The sequence below is a fragment of the Pseudomonas sp. Y3 TE3536 genome (assembly GCF_053629175.1).
In genome coordinates, this window is the sequence record NZ_JBRJHU010000001.1 from 5,278,825 (window position 1) to 5,297,145 (window position 18,321).

The 18,321-nt window shown below is 59.8% G+C and carries 15 protein-coding genes; 10 read left to right on the top strand and 5 right to left on the bottom strand.

The features are described from left to right. Positions 1-28: 28 nt before the first annotated feature. A complete protein-coding gene (locus AB7M33_RS23655; RefSeq protein WP_454243767.1) occupies positions 29-1,213 on the bottom strand; it encodes an EAL domain-containing response regulator in 1,185 nt (394 codons plus the stop codon). A gap of 199 nt (positions 1,214-1,412) precedes the next feature. Here AB7M33_RS23655 and AB7M33_RS23660 point away from each other — a divergent pair, with 199 nt between their 5' ends. From AB7M33_RS23660 to AB7M33_RS23700, 9 genes are all read left to right on the top strand, one after another. Beyond that, complete coding sequence (locus tag AB7M33_RS23660) at positions 1,413-2,039, top strand: response regulator transcription factor (protein ID WP_265967612.1); 627 nt, start codon at positions 1,413-1,415, stop codon at positions 2,037-2,039. Positions 2,040-2,214: 175 nt separating this feature from the next. After that, positions 2,215-2,769: a fimbrial protein gene (locus AB7M33_RS23665; RefSeq protein WP_265967613.1), complete on the top strand. Its 555-nt coding sequence runs from the start codon at positions 2,215-2,217 to the stop codon at positions 2,767-2,769. A 71-nt stretch (positions 2,770-2,840) separates the two neighbouring features. Continuing rightward, entirely contained in the window at positions 2,841-3,368 is a 528-nt protein-coding gene (locus AB7M33_RS23670) for a fimbrial protein (protein ID WP_454243768.1), read from the top strand. A 43-nt stretch (positions 3,369-3,411) separates the two neighbouring features. Next, entirely contained in the window at positions 3,412-5,901 is a 2,490-nt protein-coding gene (locus AB7M33_RS23675; protein WP_454243769.1) for an outer membrane usher protein, read from the top strand. Positions 5,902-5,923: 22 nt separating this feature from the next. Beyond that, positions 5,924-6,682: a fimbria/pilus periplasmic chaperone gene (locus AB7M33_RS23680; protein ID WP_454243770.1), complete on the top strand. Its 759-nt coding sequence runs from the start codon at positions 5,924-5,926 to the stop codon at positions 6,680-6,682. A gap of 86 nt (positions 6,683-6,768) precedes the next feature. Continuing rightward, on the top strand, positions 6,769-7,287 hold the full coding sequence (locus AB7M33_RS23685) for a fimbrial protein (RefSeq protein WP_454243771.1): 519 nt from the start codon (positions 6,769-6,771) through the stop codon (positions 7,285-7,287). A 10-nt stretch (positions 7,288-7,297) separates the two neighbouring features. Then, positions 7,298-7,780 carry a fimbrial protein gene (locus AB7M33_RS23690; RefSeq protein ID WP_454243772.1) on the top strand — a complete coding sequence of 161 codons (483 nt, stop codon included), beginning with the start codon at positions 7,298-7,300 and terminating at the stop codon, positions 7,778-7,780. Then, positions 7,777-8,823, top strand: a complete 1,047-nt coding sequence (locus AB7M33_RS23695; RefSeq protein WP_454243773.1) for a fimbrial protein — start codon at positions 7,777-7,779, stop codon at positions 8,821-8,823. The genes AB7M33_RS23690 and AB7M33_RS23695 overlap by 4 nt, the downstream gene beginning before the upstream one ends. Before the next feature lie 417 nt (positions 8,824-9,240). After that, positions 9,241-9,669, top strand: a complete 429-nt coding sequence (locus AB7M33_RS23700; RefSeq protein WP_454244253.1) for an MrpH family fimbial adhesin — start codon at positions 9,241-9,243, stop codon at positions 9,667-9,669. A 90-nt stretch (positions 9,670-9,759) separates the two neighbouring features. Here AB7M33_RS23700 and AB7M33_RS23705 read toward each other — a convergent pair whose 3' ends face one another. The 4 genes from AB7M33_RS23705 to AB7M33_RS23720 form a co-directional block, all read right to left on the bottom strand. Beyond that, positions 9,760-12,609, bottom strand: a complete 2,850-nt coding sequence (locus tag AB7M33_RS23705) for an HD domain-containing phosphohydrolase (protein ID WP_454243774.1) — start codon at positions 12,607-12,609, stop codon at positions 9,760-9,762. Positions 12,610-12,971: 362 nt separating this feature from the next. Beyond that, positions 12,972-14,282 carry an NAD(P)-dependent benzaldehyde dehydrogenase MdlD gene (gene mdlD / locus AB7M33_RS23710; RefSeq protein ID WP_454243775.1) on the bottom strand — a complete coding sequence of 437 codons (1,311 nt, stop codon included), beginning with the start codon at positions 14,280-14,282 and terminating at the stop codon, positions 12,972-12,974. Positions 14,283-14,290: 8 nt separating this feature from the next. Next, on the bottom strand, positions 14,291-15,778 hold the full coding sequence (iaaH, locus tag AB7M33_RS23715) for an indoleacetamide hydrolase (RefSeq protein WP_454243776.1): 1,488 nt from the start codon (positions 15,776-15,778) through the stop codon (positions 14,291-14,293). Positions 15,779-15,878: 100 nt separating this feature from the next. Further along, positions 15,879-16,580 carry a response regulator transcription factor gene (locus tag AB7M33_RS23720; RefSeq protein WP_454243777.1) on the bottom strand — a complete coding sequence of 234 codons (702 nt, stop codon included), beginning with the start codon at positions 16,578-16,580 and terminating at the stop codon, positions 15,879-15,881. Between the two features lie 149 nt (positions 16,581-16,729). Here AB7M33_RS23720 and mdlC point away from each other — a divergent pair, with 149 nt between their 5' ends. After that, a complete protein-coding gene (gene mdlC, locus AB7M33_RS23725; protein ID WP_454243778.1) occupies positions 16,730-18,316 on the top strand; it encodes a benzoylformate decarboxylase in 1,587 nt (528 codons plus the stop codon). The last annotated feature ends 5 nt before the right edge of the window (positions 18,317-18,321 follow it).

The window sequence follows — 18,321 nt, forward strand, 5'->3', positions numbered from 1 at the left end:
AACAGTCGCTCGTTCATGCAGGCCAGGCTCACAACTTCTGCTGCGTGCAGAAGTCGATAAAGTGACTTTCCGGCATCGGCCGGGCAAACAGAAAACCCTGAGCAAGGGTGGCGCCCAACTCAATCAGCCGGGCCTGTTGCTCGACGGTCTCTACACCTTCGATGACCAGCGAGATACCTAACGCCTGAGCCAGCGCCACCGAGCAGCTGATGATCGCAGCGCTTTTGGGCTGGTTTTGCATCTTGCGCACGAACGCCCGGTCAAGCTTGATCTCACTGAATGGCAGATCGCTGAGCCGATCCAGCGAAGAATATCCGGCACCAAAATCGTCCATCGCCAAACCACAGCCGAGCATCCGCAGCCGCACGAGGTTCTCCAGGCTTCTGGCGGGTGCACTGATCAGGCCAGACTCGGTGATTTCAAACATCACGCTGGCCGCAGGCACTTGCGAACGCCTGATCAGCAAGGTGATGCGCTCGGTCAGCGCGGCACAGGCCAACTGTGCCGGGTGCAGGTTGAACGCCAGGTTGATCCCCTGCCCCTGGGCTGCCAGCCTTCGCTGAAAGGCAAGGCCCTGCTCGAACAGCTGCCAGAACAGGCGGTTGATCAGGTTGTGCTCTTCCATCACCGGTAAAAAATGAGCGGGCGCCAGCACACCCCACTGAGGGTGGGTCCAGCGTGCAAGCACTTCTGCGCCAACCAGTGACTGGCCTTGGAGGGTAACTTTGGGTTGGTAGTACGCCTCGAACTCACCATTGTCCAGGCCCTGTTGCACGTCACCCAGGGTCGGGAGCTCGGCAGGCGATAACAACCTGGGGACGGCGCTGCAATGTTCCCGGTAGCGTTTGACCACCTGGCTGAAACCGTCCAGGTTGAATGGCTTGCCCAGATCGCCTAAAAAAGTCAGGCCCAGGCACTGGATCATGGCGACCGTGGCCTGCCGCAGCGCCGGGTCCAGCTCGCTGCAGAGCACCACTGCACCAATCTTGCCGCTGCAACTGGCTTGGCGAAGAAACGCCAGGCCGTCCATGCCGGCCATTTTCAAATCACACAGCACAATGTCCACTGCGTCGCAGTTGGACAGCACAGCCACGGCCTCATGGCCGTCCGCCGCTTGCAGAATGGGCCCCGGCAACACTTTTTGCAGTGCTGTCACGGTGACCAGGCGTTGAAAGGGTTCATCCTCCAGCACCAGAACAGTCAAGTCTTGCATCGCAGGTCTACACGCACGCCATTGAAGGAAGCACAGTCTGCGAGGCGCACCGCCAACACCTCCATGGGAAATTTCCTCTCATCCATCGGAAATTTCCTAAGCAACTACAGCTCTGTCCTACACAGCCAATGGTGTTAACCTGTTAGTGGCTAATCGATACCGTTCTGTAACAAGCGCGTTCTCAAGGTAAAATCACACTATGCACAGCGTTCTGATAGTTGACGATCATCCAGTCATTCGACTTGCCGTCCGGGTGCTGCTGGAAAAGCACGGCATGCGTGTGGTGGGCGAAGCGGACAATGGCCTGGATGCGGTTCAGCTTGTACGCGAACTCAACCCGCAGGTGGTCATTCTCGATATTGGTATTCCCAAATTGGACGGGTTTACCGTTATTTCCAAGATCAAAATGCTGAATGTACGTAGCAAGGTACTCATCCTGACTTCGCAGCCCGCCGATTCGGTATGCCGACGCTGTATTCAGTTAGGTGCGCGCGGTTTCGTCAACAAGGAAGAAGACTTGGGCAGCTTGATCACCGCGATCAAATCGGTGGATGCCGGCTATACGTTCTTTCCTTCGCTGACGTTTGACAGTGTCAACCCTGCAGAGCAACTTTCGGAGTTGGAGCAGATTCGTTCACTGACCGACCGGGAAGTGACGGTCTTGCAATACTTGGCGCAGGGCTACTCCAACAAACAGATTGGCGACATGCTGTTTCTGAGCAATAAAACCGTGAGCACCTACAAAACACGGCTGCTACAAAAGCTGGGCGCTGCGTCGCTGGTTGACCTGGCTGAGTTTGCCAAGCGCAATGCATTGACGCCGTGAACGGTCTTTAAAGGCGTGTAGGAATTTTCCTACGCCTTCGTCGGCAACGTCCTACTCACTTCTTCCCTCCCCGCCCCTAGGCTTACTCCAGCTCAACGGTACACAGATACCCGAGCAGCGAGAGTGTTCGATTGAGTCTTCTTCAATCACTTCAATGTAAAACTAGGAGTAGTACATGAAAGTTAGTACGTTGGCTGGCGCAATTATGGCGGCGACCTTGGCAGCCACTTCGGCAGTCAGTTTTGCCAAGGATGAGGGCCACGGTGTCATTACCTTCAAGGGCGCGATTATCGATGCACCGTGCTCCATCGCTCAAGACTCGGCCTACCAAACTGTCCCGATGGATGAAATCTCCAACGTTTCCCTGAAAAACGGCGGTAAATCCAGCCCGAAAACCTTCAAGATCGAACTGCGCGGCTGTGAACTGGGCGCCCTCAAGTCGGCCACTGCAACCTTCACCGGTTCGCCTGCTTCCAACCCAGACCTGCTGGCAATCAAAGGGACTGCCCAAGGCGCCAGCCTGGCCATCGCCAGCCACACCGGCGAGCTGATCAAGCTGGGCGACGCTTCGCCTGCGCAGACGCTGTCCAATGGCGACACCTACCTGGAATTCCAAGCCTACCTGCAGGGTGACATGGTTGCCGCACAGGGTGGCGGCGCAGCCACCGCGGCCGAAATCGTACCAGGCAACTTCGAGACATTCGCCAACTTCACCCTCGCTTATCAGTAACGTCATTCGTCACTGAAGTGCCCCGCAGTACGCGCTCACTGCGTGCTGCGGGGAAGCTTGCGGAGGTTTAGATGATTCGCTCAACCACACTGCTGCTACTGGTCCTTTTACCCCTTGGCCCACCCGTCTGCGCGGCTGATGCACTCAAGGGGCGAGTACAAATGGCCGGGAGCATCGTCGACAGCGCCTGCTCCATCCGTGTGGGAAGCGACCGTCAGACAGTTGCGTTCAAACCCATGGCACTGAATGGATTGCTCAACGGTGATCCGTCTTCGCAGCAGTTCTTGACCGTCTATGTTACCGACTGTATTGCATCGGAAAAATCTAACGATACTGATACGTCCCAGCGTTTCAGGCTGACATTCGACGGCCAAGCGTATGGTAAATACTTCGCCATTGAGGGCGTCGCAAAAGGTATTGCGCTGCAAATAAAAGATGACCAAGGCAAGTTGGTATCGCCCGGCATGTTACTCGAGCACAGCCCTATATCTGCCGACCAGTTGCTGCTCAATTATTCTTTGACGCTCGTCGGTAGCGGACATGCACTGGAAGCAGGCGATTATCACGCCACCCTCAAGCTGAACATTCAGCACTTCTGAACTGCACTGCATTAGCGCAGTTTCCGCTCAAGGATTTAGTCACGTGGATCACCGTAAGGTATTGGCTACCACGGCGTTGTGCTGTATCGCGGCGTGGGCAAGTGCAGCCGAAGAATTCCAATTCAACACCGATGTACTGGACCTCAAGGATCGCGAAAACCTTGATCTTGGGGTGTTTGCTTCGGCCAACTTCATCATGCCCGGCCAATACAGCCTGATGGTGCACGTGAACCGCGATACATTGACGGAGTTTGCCGTCGACTATCTCCCGGCCGAAGACGATCCGAAAAGCAGCGTCGCCTGTCTTTCGCCGGCGTTGGTCAATGAGCTGGGCTTGAAAGAGCAGGTTATCAAGTCCCTGATCTGGTGGCACGGTGGCGCCTGTCTGGACCTGGCCAGCGTTCGCGGCCTGCAGGCCCGTGGCAACTTGGGCACTTCGGCGCTGTACGTGAGCATTCCCCAGGATCAGCTGGAATACACCGCACCGAACTGGGACCCACCGTCGCGCTGGGACGAAGGTATTTCCGGGGTGCTGTTCGATTACAACTTGAACGCTCAGACCACCGAGCGTACGCACGGCAAAGGCCGCAGCGACACCCTAAGCGGCAACGGAACCGCCGGGCTCAACCTGGGCGCCTGGCGCTTGCGTGGCGACTGGCAGACCCAGATGCAACGCAGTGACGACCAGCCGTCACAAAATCAGTTCGCCTGGAGCCGCTTCTATGCGCTACGCGCCGTGCCCTCGCTGCGCTCGAACCTGATCGTCGGCGAAGACTACCTGAACTCCAACCTGTTCGGCAGTTTTCGCTACACCGGCGTCAATCTCAGCAGCAACGACAACATGCTACCCCCCAACCTCCGGGGTTATGCCCCGGAGGTCAGCGGTGTGGCCCGCACCAACGCGCGCGTAGTTATTCGCCAGCAAGGCCGTGTGCTCTATGACACTCAGGTGCCACCAGGGGCGTTTCGCATTCAGGACCTCAACGATGCGGTCTCTGGCCAGCTGGACGTGCGCGTCGAAGAACAGGATGGCAGCGTTCAGGAGTTCCAGATGGACACCGCCAGCATCCCCTATCTGACTCGCCCAGGCACGGTGCGCTACAAGTTGGCCACCGGCAAGCCGTCTGACTGGGAACATCAGCTTGATGGCCCCGCGTTCGCCACGGGTGAGTTTTCCTGGGGTGTGAGCAACGGCTGGTCGCTGTATGGCGGCAGCCTCGGCGCCAAGGATTATGGATCGCTCGCCGTGGGTGTGGGCCGTGACCTGATGGCATTCGGGGCGCTCTCGTTCGACGTCACCCAATCGCGGGCCACGCTTGCGGAGCGCGACACACTCAGCGGCAAGTCCTACCGTGCCAGCTATTCCAAGCGCTTCGACGAGTACGACAGCCAGATCACCTTTGCCGGCTACCGGTTCTCTGAAGAGAACTACATGAGCATGAACGAATTCATCGAGACCCGGCGGAGCAGCCGGCCGTTGAACCAGAGCAAGGAGCTGTACACCGCCACAGTGAGCAAGCAATTTCGCGATTCGGCGCTCAGCGTGTACTTCAACTACAACCACCAGACTTACTGGAACAGCCAGGCGAGTGACCGCTATAGCCTGTCGTTGTCGCGCTATTTCGATGTCGGTGGCTTGAAGAACCTCAGCCTGTCGCTGACGGCTTACCAGAACAAGGGCAACGGCACCTCCGATGACGGGGCCTACCTGTCGGTCAACATCCCCTGGGACAGCACCGGCTCGTTCAGCTACAGCTCGTCGGTCAACCGCGGCGACACCGCCCATAGCCTGAGCTATTACGACCGTATCGATGCACGCAACCACTACATGCTCAGCGCGGGTAAGTCTTCCAGCGGCGAAATGGCCAGCGGTTTTCTGTCCCATGACGGGGATGCGGCTCAGCTAGTGGCCAGCGCCAGCTACCAGGCCGGTGAGTACAGCTCGGCCGGGCTGTCCCTGCAAGGCGGCGCCACGCTGACCGGCGAAGGTGCGGCCCTGCATCGCAGCAACATCATGGGCGGCACGCGGCTGCTGGTCGATACCCAGGGGGTTGCCGACGTACCGGTGCGCGGCAACGGCGGCATAACCCGCACCAACCGTTTCGGCAAGGCGGTGGTGACCGACGTCAACAGCTACTACCGCAATCAGGCCAGCATCGTGCTGGACGACTTGGCCGACGATGTCGAAGCCACCCAGTCAATTACCCAGGCAACCCTGACCGAAGGCGCAATTGGCTACCGCCGTTTCGATGTCATCGCCGGCCACAAGGCCATGGTCATGATTCGCATGGCCAATCACCGCGCGCCGCCCTTTGGCGCCAGCGCACGCAACAGCCGCGGCCAGGAGACCGGCATTGTGGGCGAAGAAGGATCGACTTACCTGAGCGGCATGAAGCCGGGCGAAACCATGTCGCTGCATTGGGACGGCAGCGCACGCTGCCATTTCACCCTGCCCGACCCGGTGGTATCGCCTGAACGGCAACTGGAGCTGCTGTGCCAGCCCGTCAGCGACGCGGACGACTCTGCCGCTTAATCTATCTGCAATAGGTACATCTATGAACACCTGCTTGAAACGCAACACCCTGACCCTGCTCGCGCTGTTGGGCACCTGCGCGGCGCAAACCAGCCTGGCGGCAGTGTCGCTGGACCGTACACGCGTCATTTTTACCGGCGGCGAAAAATCGGTCAGCCTCAGCGTCAGCAATCAGAACACCCAATTGCCCTACCTGGCACAAGCGTGGATCGAGAACGAACAGGCCGAGAAAATCACCAGCCCTCTGGTGGTGGTGCCCCCCATCCAGCGCCTGGAAGCCGGGGGTAACAGCCAGGTAAAAATCCAAGGCCTGCCTGAACTGGGCCTGCTGCCCCAGGACCGCGAATCGTTGTTCTACTTCAACCTGCGCGAGATTCCGCCACGCAGCGATCAGCCCAACACCTTGCAAATTGCCCTGCAAACGCGGGTGAAGCTGTTCTATCGACCGGCGGCGATCGCCCCAAGGGCCGGTGTCAACGAAGCCCCCTGGCAGGAAAAACTGACCCTGACGCGCCAGAACGGCCGCTATCAGGTGAACAACCCGACGCCCTACTACGTCACCCTGATCGATGCCACACCCAACCTCAAGGCAGCCAGCGCGATCGACTTCAAACCCCTGATGATCGCCCCCAGGGGCCAGCTCGACCTGGGCGTAAGCAGCAAGGCGCTGGGCGACAAGCCAGTGCTGACTTACGTCAACGACTTTGGCGGCCGCCCGCAACTGCAGTTCAGCTGCGCAGCAGACACCTGTAGCGCCAGCCCCGTAGCCAGCAAACGCTGACACCCGACGACCTATTCCAGTGAGGGCAAATCATGAAGCCTGGACTCCCTATCTGTCTTGCTGCCTGGCTCTGTACGGCCAGTGTCTTGACTCATGCCGCCGGCAACCTTGCGCAGACGGCCGAGTTCCAGGTCACCGGTACCTTGCTAGAAAGCGCCTGCTACCTGGACCCCAGCTCGGCCTATCAGACCTTGTCTGTGGGTGATTTGAGCACTGCCCACCTGTTGCGCATTGGCGATCAGGGTGCGCCTGTAGCCCTGCATCTCAAACTGCAAGGCTGTGTACGCGTCAACGGCGGCCGCCAGGATGAGCAGCAAGGCACTCTGGTCTGGAGCGCCATCGAACCGGTGGCCGCGCTGGCCTTCAACGCCGTCGCCGATGCCGATACGCCCGCACTGATCAGGGTGATCGGCGCCGAGGGTTTTGGCCTGCGCCTGCTCGATGTCCAGGGCAACGATGTACGCCTGGGCCGTACCGCGCCGGCGTGGTTCGTCTCACCGGGTGACAACCAACTGACGTACTACCTTCGCCCTGAGCGCACAGCGGCCCCTTTGCGCCCTGGCGCCTTCCGCGCCAGCCTCAATGTGAACCTGGCGTATGACTGAGGGCCCAGCAATGACCGTCGCACGTACTGTATTGCTGGCCATGCTGTTGGGCTGTGCACCCATAAGCCACGCTGAAGAGCAGATGGTGGTAACGATCGAGGGCGTCGTCTATGCGGCGATCCCGTGCGTGATCAATAAAAACGCGCCCATCACTGGCCCCTTTGGCGATGTGCAGACCGCCGGCATCGATGGCACGTACAAGACCATCACCCTGGACTACTCGCTCGACTGCAGCCGCTCGGCAACCAATGAGTTACGTATTCAGGTACGCGGCACCCCGGCTTTCGATCCTGAACTGTTGGTGGTACGCGGTTACGACAACCTCGGCATCGCCCTGAAAAAAGACGGTGCGCCGCTTGCGCTCAACACCTGGGCTGACTTCGACACCCGCAAACAGCCGGTGCTGCAAGCCGTTCTGGTCAAGCGCGAAAACAGTGAGGTTCAAGCGGGCAAATTGAATGCCAGCGCAACCCTGGTGGTGGATTATCGATGAACACCTTGCACCGCACCTTGGCACTACTGTCGATTGCCACCCTGCCCCTACTGTGTGTTGGCGCAGACAACCTGCAGTTCACCGGCAACCTGCTGGCGCCGCCCGGTTGCACCGTCAGCGACAAGGGCGGACGTATCGACGTGCGCTTCGAGCGCAATATTGCCGTCAACCGCATCGATGGCGAACGCTACCGTCAGGCGATTCCCTATCAGATCGATTGCCCGGGGGCAGCCGCTGCCGGCATCACGTGGCACATGCGCTTGACCCTCCAAGGAGATAACGCCCATTTCGATCCTGCCGCGCTCAAGACCTCGGTAACCGACTTGGGCATCAAGGTACTGCTCGGCGGCAAGGCACTGATTCCCAACCAGCCCCGAGATATCGATGTGAATGCATCGACTCCACCCATGCTGGAGGCCGTGCGCGGTGAAGCTTACCGGCGCGGAGTTACCCAGCACCGACTTTACCGCGTCGGCGCTATTGATGGCCGAACTCTACTAGGAGGTTCCATGGGCAAATGGGCCATTACCCTGACCGCCTGGGTCACCGCCAGCCTGTGGTTGCCAGCGGTACAGGCAGCAGAAGACAACCTGTACTTCTCCGGCACGCTGGTGAACGAGCCTTGCGTGCTGGATGAAAGAGATGGATTGATCAAACTGGACTTCAAAAGCGTGATCGATAAAGACCTTTACCTCAATGGCAGAACCCTGGGCCGGCCCATCGAGCTGCGCCTGAAAAACTGCGACTTGGACGTCGGCAAACATATGGTCAGCATCGCCTTCAGCGGTAATGAAAGCAGCGAACCTCCGGGGTTGCTGCTGCTGCAAAGCGCCACTGTGCAAGGCCTGATGGTGGGTTTGGAGACGACGGACGGTGCTGCCCTACCGTTGAATAAGAACCACCCCATGGGCGAACTGACCAGCGGCTACAACGTGCTCAACTTCAATGCCTATCTGAGAGGAGCACCCGAGGTGCTAGCCAATCGCACCCTGGGGCTAGGTGACTTTGAAGCATCCCTGACCTTTTCACTTAGCTACGAGTAAACCATGGAAAAGTTCTTCACTACTGCGGTGCGCGACTTGCCACTCACTTTATTAGTGTGCTTTACAGCGATACCCGCGCACGCCTTAACCATTACTACAACCAGCAGCACCTATGAAGCTGCCGGCGTACGGTATCACTTCGTTGTAGACAATTGGGGTTCACCATTAGCCAGAAGTATCTGTGGTACGACCAATAGCCAAGTCACGGGATGTACGATCGGGATAATAGCGAGCCGTAAAAGCTGGATGGCTGACCACGCAGGAACCTACGCCTCGTGGACAGTGCCCGCACGCCCAAGCCAAGACACTAATATGGGAGAGTTACTATCTGACCTCAAAAGCAGAGGGTTCCAAATGCCGCTTACTGCGTCGATTCTGGTACCCGCAGAATCAGCCAGCGATAATCTCTGTATTTCTATGACCTACGCGCACACAACGTCAAGCGTTGGCTCAGCTGTTAATCTTTGGGGCCCCTGCACCCGTGTAAAAGCACCGACGCTGCAATGTGACTTCACGGGCGACACTAGGATCAACCATAGAACGCTATCCGACGCTAAACTTGACGGGGCGAAAGCTTCGACAACGCTCAGACTGCAGTGTCGGGGTCCGGCGAGCGTCACCGTCGCCACCTCCAGCACAAACACTAATGGCGTACGCCTCAGAGCCGACAACAGCCTGTACTCGAAGATTACAGTCAATGGCGAGGACGCCACGACAGGGATCAACGTGGCACTTACAAATGGTCTGGCCCGCTCACTGAACATTGAATCGACCCTGGTCACCCGTGGGACTGTCGCTCCGGGTGCGTTCTCCGGTTCCACGGTGATTACCATTTCGCCACCGTAGGCGCTTTATAAAACCCCACTCAACGCCATTGCCCAGCCTCAAAGGCTGAGCGCTACTGCGCCCTCGGAAAAATGTCTTTGAAAACGCCCCCTAGATCTGCCCTAGCCAATACCCTACATCCACCTCATCCATCTGCTCTGCCCGCAAGAACCGCTCGCCATATTCCCGATACACGCCACTGCTCAGGAACAAGCGCAGCAGTTCACCATCCACATGGTTGTCCCGTGCCATGAACACCAGAATCTTCACCGATTCGGACAGGGTCTTCGGCGCCTTGTACGGCCGATCCGCCGCCGTCAGTGCCTCGAAGATATCGGCGATCGCCATCACCCGTTCGGCGATGCCCAGGTCTGCCTTGCCCAATCGTCGCGGATACCCGCTGCCGTCCATTTTTTCATGATGGTTGCCGGCGATATCGGGCACACGCCGCATCTGACGCGGAAACGGCAGCGAACTGAGCATGATGATGGTCTGCACGATGTGTTCGTTGATCTTGAAGCGCTCCTCGTCGTTCAGCGTGCCGCGGCGGATCGACAGGTTGTACAGCTCGCCATGGTCGCTGGCATTGGCCGGCAGGCGCATGTCGAAACCCCAGACATTGCGCGGGTCGCCTTTGGTCACCGGTGGTTTGCGCGGCCCCCAGGGCACCCGGTGTTCGCTGCGGTCGGCCAGTAGCGGTTCGTCCACCGGCAGTTGCACAGGCGGCGCACCGGCAAAGCGCGCCTCTTCGTCGCGGGAGATGCCCAGGCGGTTGTCAAAATGGCGCTGCCAGCGCCGCTCGCCGATGCGGCGCAAACGCTCGACGTCTTCGTCCTGCATGCACTCGCCGCCAATATTGGCCTTGGCGACGAAGGCGAACGCCTCCTGCAGTTCAACCTTGCTCTGCTCAAGCGTACGTTGCAGCACCTGCCGATCCGCGCCGCTGGCCACGCCTTGCCAGTACACCAGCTCGGCGTCGCGCCAGAGCACCTCGAAGCGCATGCGCACCTCATGGATGCGGTTGTACAGGGTCTCCAGCTTGGTAGCCTTGTCCACCACATATTCGGGGCTGGTGACCTTGCCGCAGTCATGCAGCCAGGCCGCTACACGAAATTCATAACGCTCGGCCTCGCTCATGGTGAAACCGGCGTAGGGGCCGCTGTCGGCCGCCACGGCCTTGTCCAACAGCATCTGCGCCAGTTGCGGCACGCGTTCGCAGTGGCCTCCGGTGTAGGCACTCTTGGCATCGATGGCATCGGCCAGCAGCTTGATCATGGCGTCGAGCAGGCGCTGCTGGTCCTCGACCAGCTGACGGGTCTCGATTGCCACGGCAGCAGCGCCGGACAGTTCCTCGACAAAGCGTCGGAACGGTTCACCCATTCCATCAAGCGCCCGCTCACTCGCCAGCTGCAGCACCAGGATGCCGAGCAACGCATGACCACGATCATTGAGCACCACCGCGTGACCGCGGCCCTGTAGTGCCAGGGCCTGTGTCACGGCGTTCGCCAGCTTATCAGGGGCGTGCTCGCCAATCGGCAACGCCTCTGGGTAGCCCTCGCCTCGGCAGGCGGCGGCCAGGCGCAACACGTCGCGCTCGGCATCGAACAGGTACACCGCGCCAGCGCTGGCCCCGGCAGCATCCACCAGTGGGGTGAGCACCCCGTCGAGCATGTGTTCCAACTGGCTTTCACGGCTGAGCGTCAGGGTGATCGCCTGGAAGTTGCGGATAGTCCCGGACATGCGACCAAGCACCCGGCTCAACTCCCGCACCTCGGTCACCTGCGACTCAACCCCCACCTCACGGCTGAAATCGAAGCTGGCCAGGCCACGCACCTGATCGGCCAGAAGGCGCAGCGGCCGGCCGATTCGCCGGCCCAGCAAGCCACCGAGCGGCAGCAACACCCCCATCAGCACTGCGGCCCAGAGCAGCTGCTCGACCAGCACCTTGCGTGCGTCGGCCAGCAGTTCGTGGGCCGGCACGGCAATCAGCACCTGCAAGTCTTGCCCGGCCAGGGTCGTCAGTTGCTCGAGCATGCCGTACCAGGTTTCCCCGTCCACCTGGAACGCTTCAGGCTGGCTGCCCTGGGGCAAGTGCGCGTAGAGCTGTGCCAGGCTCGGGATGCCCAGCTCGGTGATACGGGACAGGCGCACGGCCTCCCCTTCATGCACGATGACCCGCGCCAGGTCCGGGTACGCCACCACACTGCCCTTCCCGTCTACCACGGCGATCTCGGTGCCTGCGGTCATGCGCATGTCGCGGGTTTCGCTGGCCAGGTCGTCGACCGAGACGTCCATGCCGACCACCGAGCCGCCGTCGACGCTGCGCTGGGCCATGGTCATGCCGATCTCGCGGGTGGTGAAGAACACGTAGGGGTGGGTAAAGACAGTGGTGGATTGCCCGGATGCTTCGACGAACCAGGGGCGTACGCGGGGATCATAGCGGTAATTCGGCTTGGCCTCGGACTTGAGTAGCGCCAGCGCCGGGTCGTAGAACCGCCACTCCCCCAGCAGCGTGCCGTCGTCGCCCTTGCTGACGCTCTGCACCAGAAACGCGGTTCCTGCAGGTGCGGCGTAACGCTGGAGCAGTTGCGGGTCCTTGAGCCTGCGCACCAGCAAGAACTCGCCATTGGGGTAGCCCATATAAGCGGCGCTCAGCATCTTGTTGGCGTTGAGGCTTTCGACCAGCTGCGGTAACCGCTCCAGGCGCTGCGCGAGGGTGCTGGCCGTCGGGTTGAAGGCCAGCAGGCGGATGCTGCTCTGCACGGGGTCGACCAAGCGCCGGGCGCGTTCATCGATGGTCTTGCCGAACTGCCGAGCGGTGTCGCCGGCGGCGGCGACCAGCGTCTGCTGGATTCCGCGATAGCCCTGCCAGGCAAGGCCCGCGCCCAGCAGCGACATGCCCAGCACAATCGCCAGCGCCACCAGCCATTGCAAGGAATAGCCGCGCCCTGGATTGCTCATGCCTGCGGCCCTCTGCCGCCCGAAGGCGCTGTAGCAATAAGCGCAAGCCATAGGCCGCCTGGCTTCAGAGCAGCACGAGCGATCAACATGCAGCCCATCCCGGGTACTCCATGTGTGGCGATGCGAACAGTGTAATCAGCCAGGACGAACAGGCTGGCTGTAGAAGGGCAATGCGTGATTCACGGTTCGAGCATAGACCGTACCCGGCCGGGTAGCACCCTGGCCCCTGTCTGACGTTATAGGTAGAAAACGGGGCATGGAGCACATTTGTACTCCTATGGATATCGCCTCACGCGCGTTAAGGGTCACTCAGCGAGTTCAACGAATATGACAAAGCGCGCCGAAGCGCGCTTCGCTGCAAGTTACGGCACGATTCGCACCGACTTCTTGTGTGTAAAGGTCAGGTAGCTGTAGTGCCCGTGGTAGTCCCCCATCCCGGACGCACCGATACCGCCAAACGGTAGATAGGGCGAAAAGGCATGCAGCATGACCCCGTTCACCTGTGCGTCTCCCGATTGGATTCGGTCGATGACCCCCTTGGCCTGAACAACGTCCTTACTGAAAACGTAGACCGCCAGGGGCTTGGGATGGTGTTTGTTTATCAGGTCGACAGCCCCGTTGATGTCATCGAACTCCAGCACTGGCAGGATCGGTCCGAACAGCTCTTCGGCCATCAGCGGATCATCCCATTTCACGCTATCCACCACGGTCGCGCTAAACACGCGCTTGTCCACCTCGGCTTGGGCCCCGACCAATACCGTGCCGCGTGTTTCCGCCACCAAGGCGACCAAACGCTCCACTTGGCGAGCCGTCACGATCTTGCCCGTGGAATTGACGTGGGGAAGCTCACTTTTCACCCGCGCCACCAACCGCTGCAACAGTGCTTCTTTGACGCTTCGGTGGACGTAAAGGTAATCAGGCGCGATGCACGTTTGGCCGCTGTTGATGAATTTGCCGAACATCAACTGATCCACAGTTTGGTCGAGATCGGCATCAGGCAGAACAATCAACGGGCACTTGCCACCGAGTTCAAGGACAACCGGCGTAAGGTGCTCCGCCGCCGCCTTCATGACGACCTTGCCGACAGTGGGGCTGCCGGTAAAGAAGATGAAGTCGAAGGGCAGGCTCAGCAGGTGGCAGTTTTCGACGCGGCCACCCTGCACCACCGTGACGTACTCAGGTGCAAACGCCTCTGAAATGATTTTTTCGATGACAATCGAGGTGGCGGGTGTGGTTTCGGACGGTTTGATCATGCAGGTGTTGCCACCCACGATCGCGCCGATCAGCGGGGTCAGCGTCAGGTTAACCGGATAGTTGAACGGGCCAATGATGTAAGTGACACCATAGGGTTCCTGAACGATGTAGCACTCGGAGGGCGCGATGATGTCTGGCGTAGGTACCCGCTCGGGGACGGCCCAGGCATCGAGGTTAGCCAGCGCAAAATCGATTTCGTGCAACACCTCTCCGATTTCCGCCAGGTCAACGACCTCCCGGGTCTTCCCCAAGTCTTCAGCAAGTGCCGTATAGAGCGCTTCTGTGTTGTTGATTACAGCGCCGCGCAGCTTTTCGAGCGCTTGCTTGCGCACGCCGATATCAGCCGTGGCCCGTGTGGCGAAAAAAGCCTTCTGAGCCGCAAACAGCGCGTCGATCATCGGTGGAGATGGATAATTCATAGGCAGAATCACTCTCGATAGGGGGTTACAGGTTCAACAATGCTTTCAATGAGTAACGCGATACTCAGCAAGCGCGCGTCAGTACCCGGCAGCCCATCGATCTCGATCCCTACAGGCAGGCCCTCTTTCTCGGAGAGGCCGATGGGCAGACTGATACCGGGCATGCCGGCATTGCTGGCGGGGTCGGCGTTTCTGATCATGCGTGCGAACGCGTCGAAGCGAGCCGCATCCGGTTCACTCTTGATGGCCAAATCTGGCGTTGTGGGGTGGATAAGCGCATCTAGCTGATGCGCTTTGAACAGGGTGTCGAAACGCCCGATGAGCGTGGGCCGGCTGTGCTTGATGGCGGCCGTATAAGCGCCCTCAAGGTCCACGGGCTGACCGTTCACATTACCCAGCTGACCAGGCACGATGTGCTGTTCGAAGATGCTTCGAACATCCGGGCTGCTAATCGCAGCGACCAGCCCGTCGAACGACACACCGGTCTCGTTCACCGACAGGTAATCGGTCAGTGCAGGCCTGCATTCGTGCAGCGCCAAGGGCATGCTGACAGCACTGTTCAACGCAAAGATCTCAGGATCTGACAGCCGCACTAGCTGAACACCGCTCTGCTCCAGCTTGCTCAACGCCGCGAGGGCGAGCGCCTGCACAGGCTCACTGAGATCCGCCCAGAACTCTTTGAGCACACCCAGCCGTATGGACGAGGCTGCAGGTGCAGCGATGGGCTGCGCCCCCGTGATGATCGTATCCAGAGTGATGACATCTTCAACGGAGCGCGCCATGGGGCCGGGGGTGTCTCGCGTCGGTGAAACAGGTGTGACACCCTCTGTTGAATAGCGCCCCACGGTAGGCCGGAACCCCACGCAACCATTCAGCGCGCTGGGTTGCCTGACAGACCCCCCCGTATCAGTACCCAGCGCCGCAGGCACCAGGCGAGCGCCGACAGCGCTACCGCTGCCAGAAGAGGAGCCCCCGGCGATGCGTGTGGGGTCAAACGCGTTGCGCACGCCCACGACCCCTGGGCTGTGGAACGCGGTGTTGTAGCCTGATGTGCCGAAAGCCAACTCGTGCATGTTGGTCTTTCCAACCACAATGGCGCCTGCCTTGAGCAAGGCATCGACAATGTCGGCGTTGCGCGTGGGGTAATAATTGGCCAGCGCGGGCGTTCCGGCCGTGTTGGCAAAACCGATTACGTGAATGCTGTCTTTCACGGCAATCGGCAGGCCGCCCAGCGGAAGCGGCACTCCACCCTCCCCCAGATATCGGTCATACGCATCCGCCTGATCCAGCGCGGCAGCGGGGTCGACGCTGATGAAAGCGTTTAGCTGAGGGTAATCGGCGATCCGAGCAAGAAACGCCTCAACCAGCTTGCGACTGCTGACCTTACCCTCTCGAATACGTGCCGACGCCTCGGTGAGTGTCAGCTCCCACAATGCCTTTTGAGGGGTACCCGACTCACTGGCCTGCTCCACGGTGTTGCCTTCATGCTGATCCATTTCTTGTTCTCTTGGCCGCGCTGACGATGCTGTCGCCAGACACGTTAATGTGGCCCTGCGACAAAGGGTCTCCTCAAATTTGAGGATTGCCAGCACGGGTTCACACACAGCGGGCCAACTGCGTCCGGTTCCGACAGTCAAGCTTGGCCATCGCGTTCTTGAGATGAGTACGCACCGTGGTAAAGCTGATGCCGAGTGCTCGGGCGACCTCTTTATCACTGGCGCCTCCGGCCACCAGCCTGACTACCTCAGCCTCTCTGAGCGACAAGGCCTGACGCTGTTTGGGTACGGTGCAAAATGCTTTGAGAAAGTACGGCTCAAGGGTCAGAAGCAGTTGCTCCTCTCGCTCACTGAATGGCACTCGCCCTCGCCCCCTCCAGATCCTCAAATCGGCCACGTCCTGGTTGCCATCGAAGAAAAACACGTTAAGACCGTGCTCCATGTCCGCCGGCCGAAGGAAGTCGTTGTAGAACTCGCTGGCTACAAGCGTGGCACGTGGCACGTGGCAATCGACGCGGGCAGCCTGCCTTACCTTGCGCATCACCGGGGTCACCACATCCACGCGATGGAAGTGCTGCTCATACGCCTGCAGGTGGTGCCCATCGATGTTGAAAGCAACGGGCTGGGTGGAGCGATGCTCGTGCTGATCCCATACGAACGATGCCACATGCTCCGCCTCCAGAAGCGCCGCCACTGCCTGAAGCGACCTTGCCCGGATGTCGGGCCGCCCCTGTGACTCAGCCAGTAGCCAAACGAGTTCGGCAACGCGATCTACGTTAATGCCTCGCAGCAAGGTCGCCATGCAAACCTCCCTAAACGCTGCGCAGCGGCTCAAGACCACACTCACAGCAATATAATCCGTCTCTATAGATAAATGTTTAATCTATCTATTTGATCTATTTATGCCTCGATTCTATCGTGGCTCTCATCATTTGGTAAGAGACAATCATCATGGCTTCGGTACATAGCACCACGTATGAGCTTCTGCGCCGCCAGGGCATCGACACCGTCTTCGGCAACCCTGGTTCGAATGAATTGCCGTTTCTGAAAGATTTCCCGGAAGACTTTCGATACATCCTGGCGCTTCAGGAAGCCTGCGTGGTGGGGATTGCCGATGGTTACGCGCAGGCAACGCGAAAGCCTGCGTTCATCAACCTGCACTCAGCTGCCGGCACCGGCAACGCCATGGGCGCACTCAGCAATGCCTGGAACTCGCACTCTCCCCTTATCGTGACGGCGGGCCAGCAAACGCGCGCCATGATCGGTGTCGAAGCGCTTCTGACCAACGTCGATGCCCCCAACCTGCCGCGCCCGCTGGTCAAATGGAGCTACGAGCCCGCGAGCGCTGCAGAAGTCCCGCATGCGATGAGCCGGGCCATCCACATGGCGAGCATGGCGCCTCGCGGCCCTGTCTACCTGTCTGTGCCATACGATGACTGGGACAAGGACGCTGACCCTCAGTCCCATCACCTGTTCGATCGCAGCGTCAGCTCGGCAGTCAGGCTCAATGACCAGGACCTTGAAGCATTGGTGGAAGTCCTCGATAGCGCGTCCAACCCCGCGATCGTCCTGGGCCCAGATGTCGATGCAGCGAATGCGAATGCGCACTGCGTGACACTGGCCGAACGCCTCAAAGCCCCGGTATGGGTGGCGCCGTCCGCCCCGCGCTGCCCCTTCCCGACCCGACACCCGTGTTTCCGGGGGCTCATGCCTGCCGGGATCGCAGCGATTTCTCAGCTGCTGGAAGGCCATGACGTGGTGTTGGTGCTTGGCGCTCCGGTATTCCGCTACCACCAATACGACCCAGGGCAATACCTCAAACCTGGCACCCGGTTGATTTCTGTGACCTGTGACCCGCTTGAAGCCGCGCGTGCACCGATGGGTGATGCAATCGTTGCCGACATTGGCGCGATGGCCTCTGCGCTTGCCATTCTCGTGAGCGACAGCGACCGCCCAATGCCATGCGCCAATCCTGAACCTGAGAAGCTCAGCCAGGACGCGGGGCGACTCCGCCCTGAAACCGTGTTCGACACGCTTAATGAGATGGCCCCGGTAGATGCGATTTACCTGAACGAGTCCACCTCGACCACCGCTCAGATGTGGCAGCGCTTGAACATGCGTCACCCCGGCAGCTACTACTTTTGCGCCGCGGGCGGGCTGGGTTTCGCCCTTCCAGCAGCAATCGGTGTTCAGTTGGCTGAGCCGGATCGGCAAGTCATTGCCGTCATTGGCGATGGTTCGGCCAACTACAGCATCAGTGCGTTGTGGACTGCCGCTCAGTACAACATTCCAGCCATCTTCGTGATCATGAACAACGGCACCTACGGTGCCCTGCGATGGTTTGCCGGCGTACTCGAAGCTGAGCATGTCCCTGGCTTGGACGTTCCGAACATCGACTTTGGCGCACTCGCGAAGGGTTACGGCGTGCACGCGTTGAAGGCCGAAAACCTGGAGCAGCTCACAGGCGCCTTGCAGGAAGCGCTGGCCGCCAAAGGGCCTGTACTGATCGAAGTCAGCACCGTCAGCCCTGTGCAGTGAGGGTC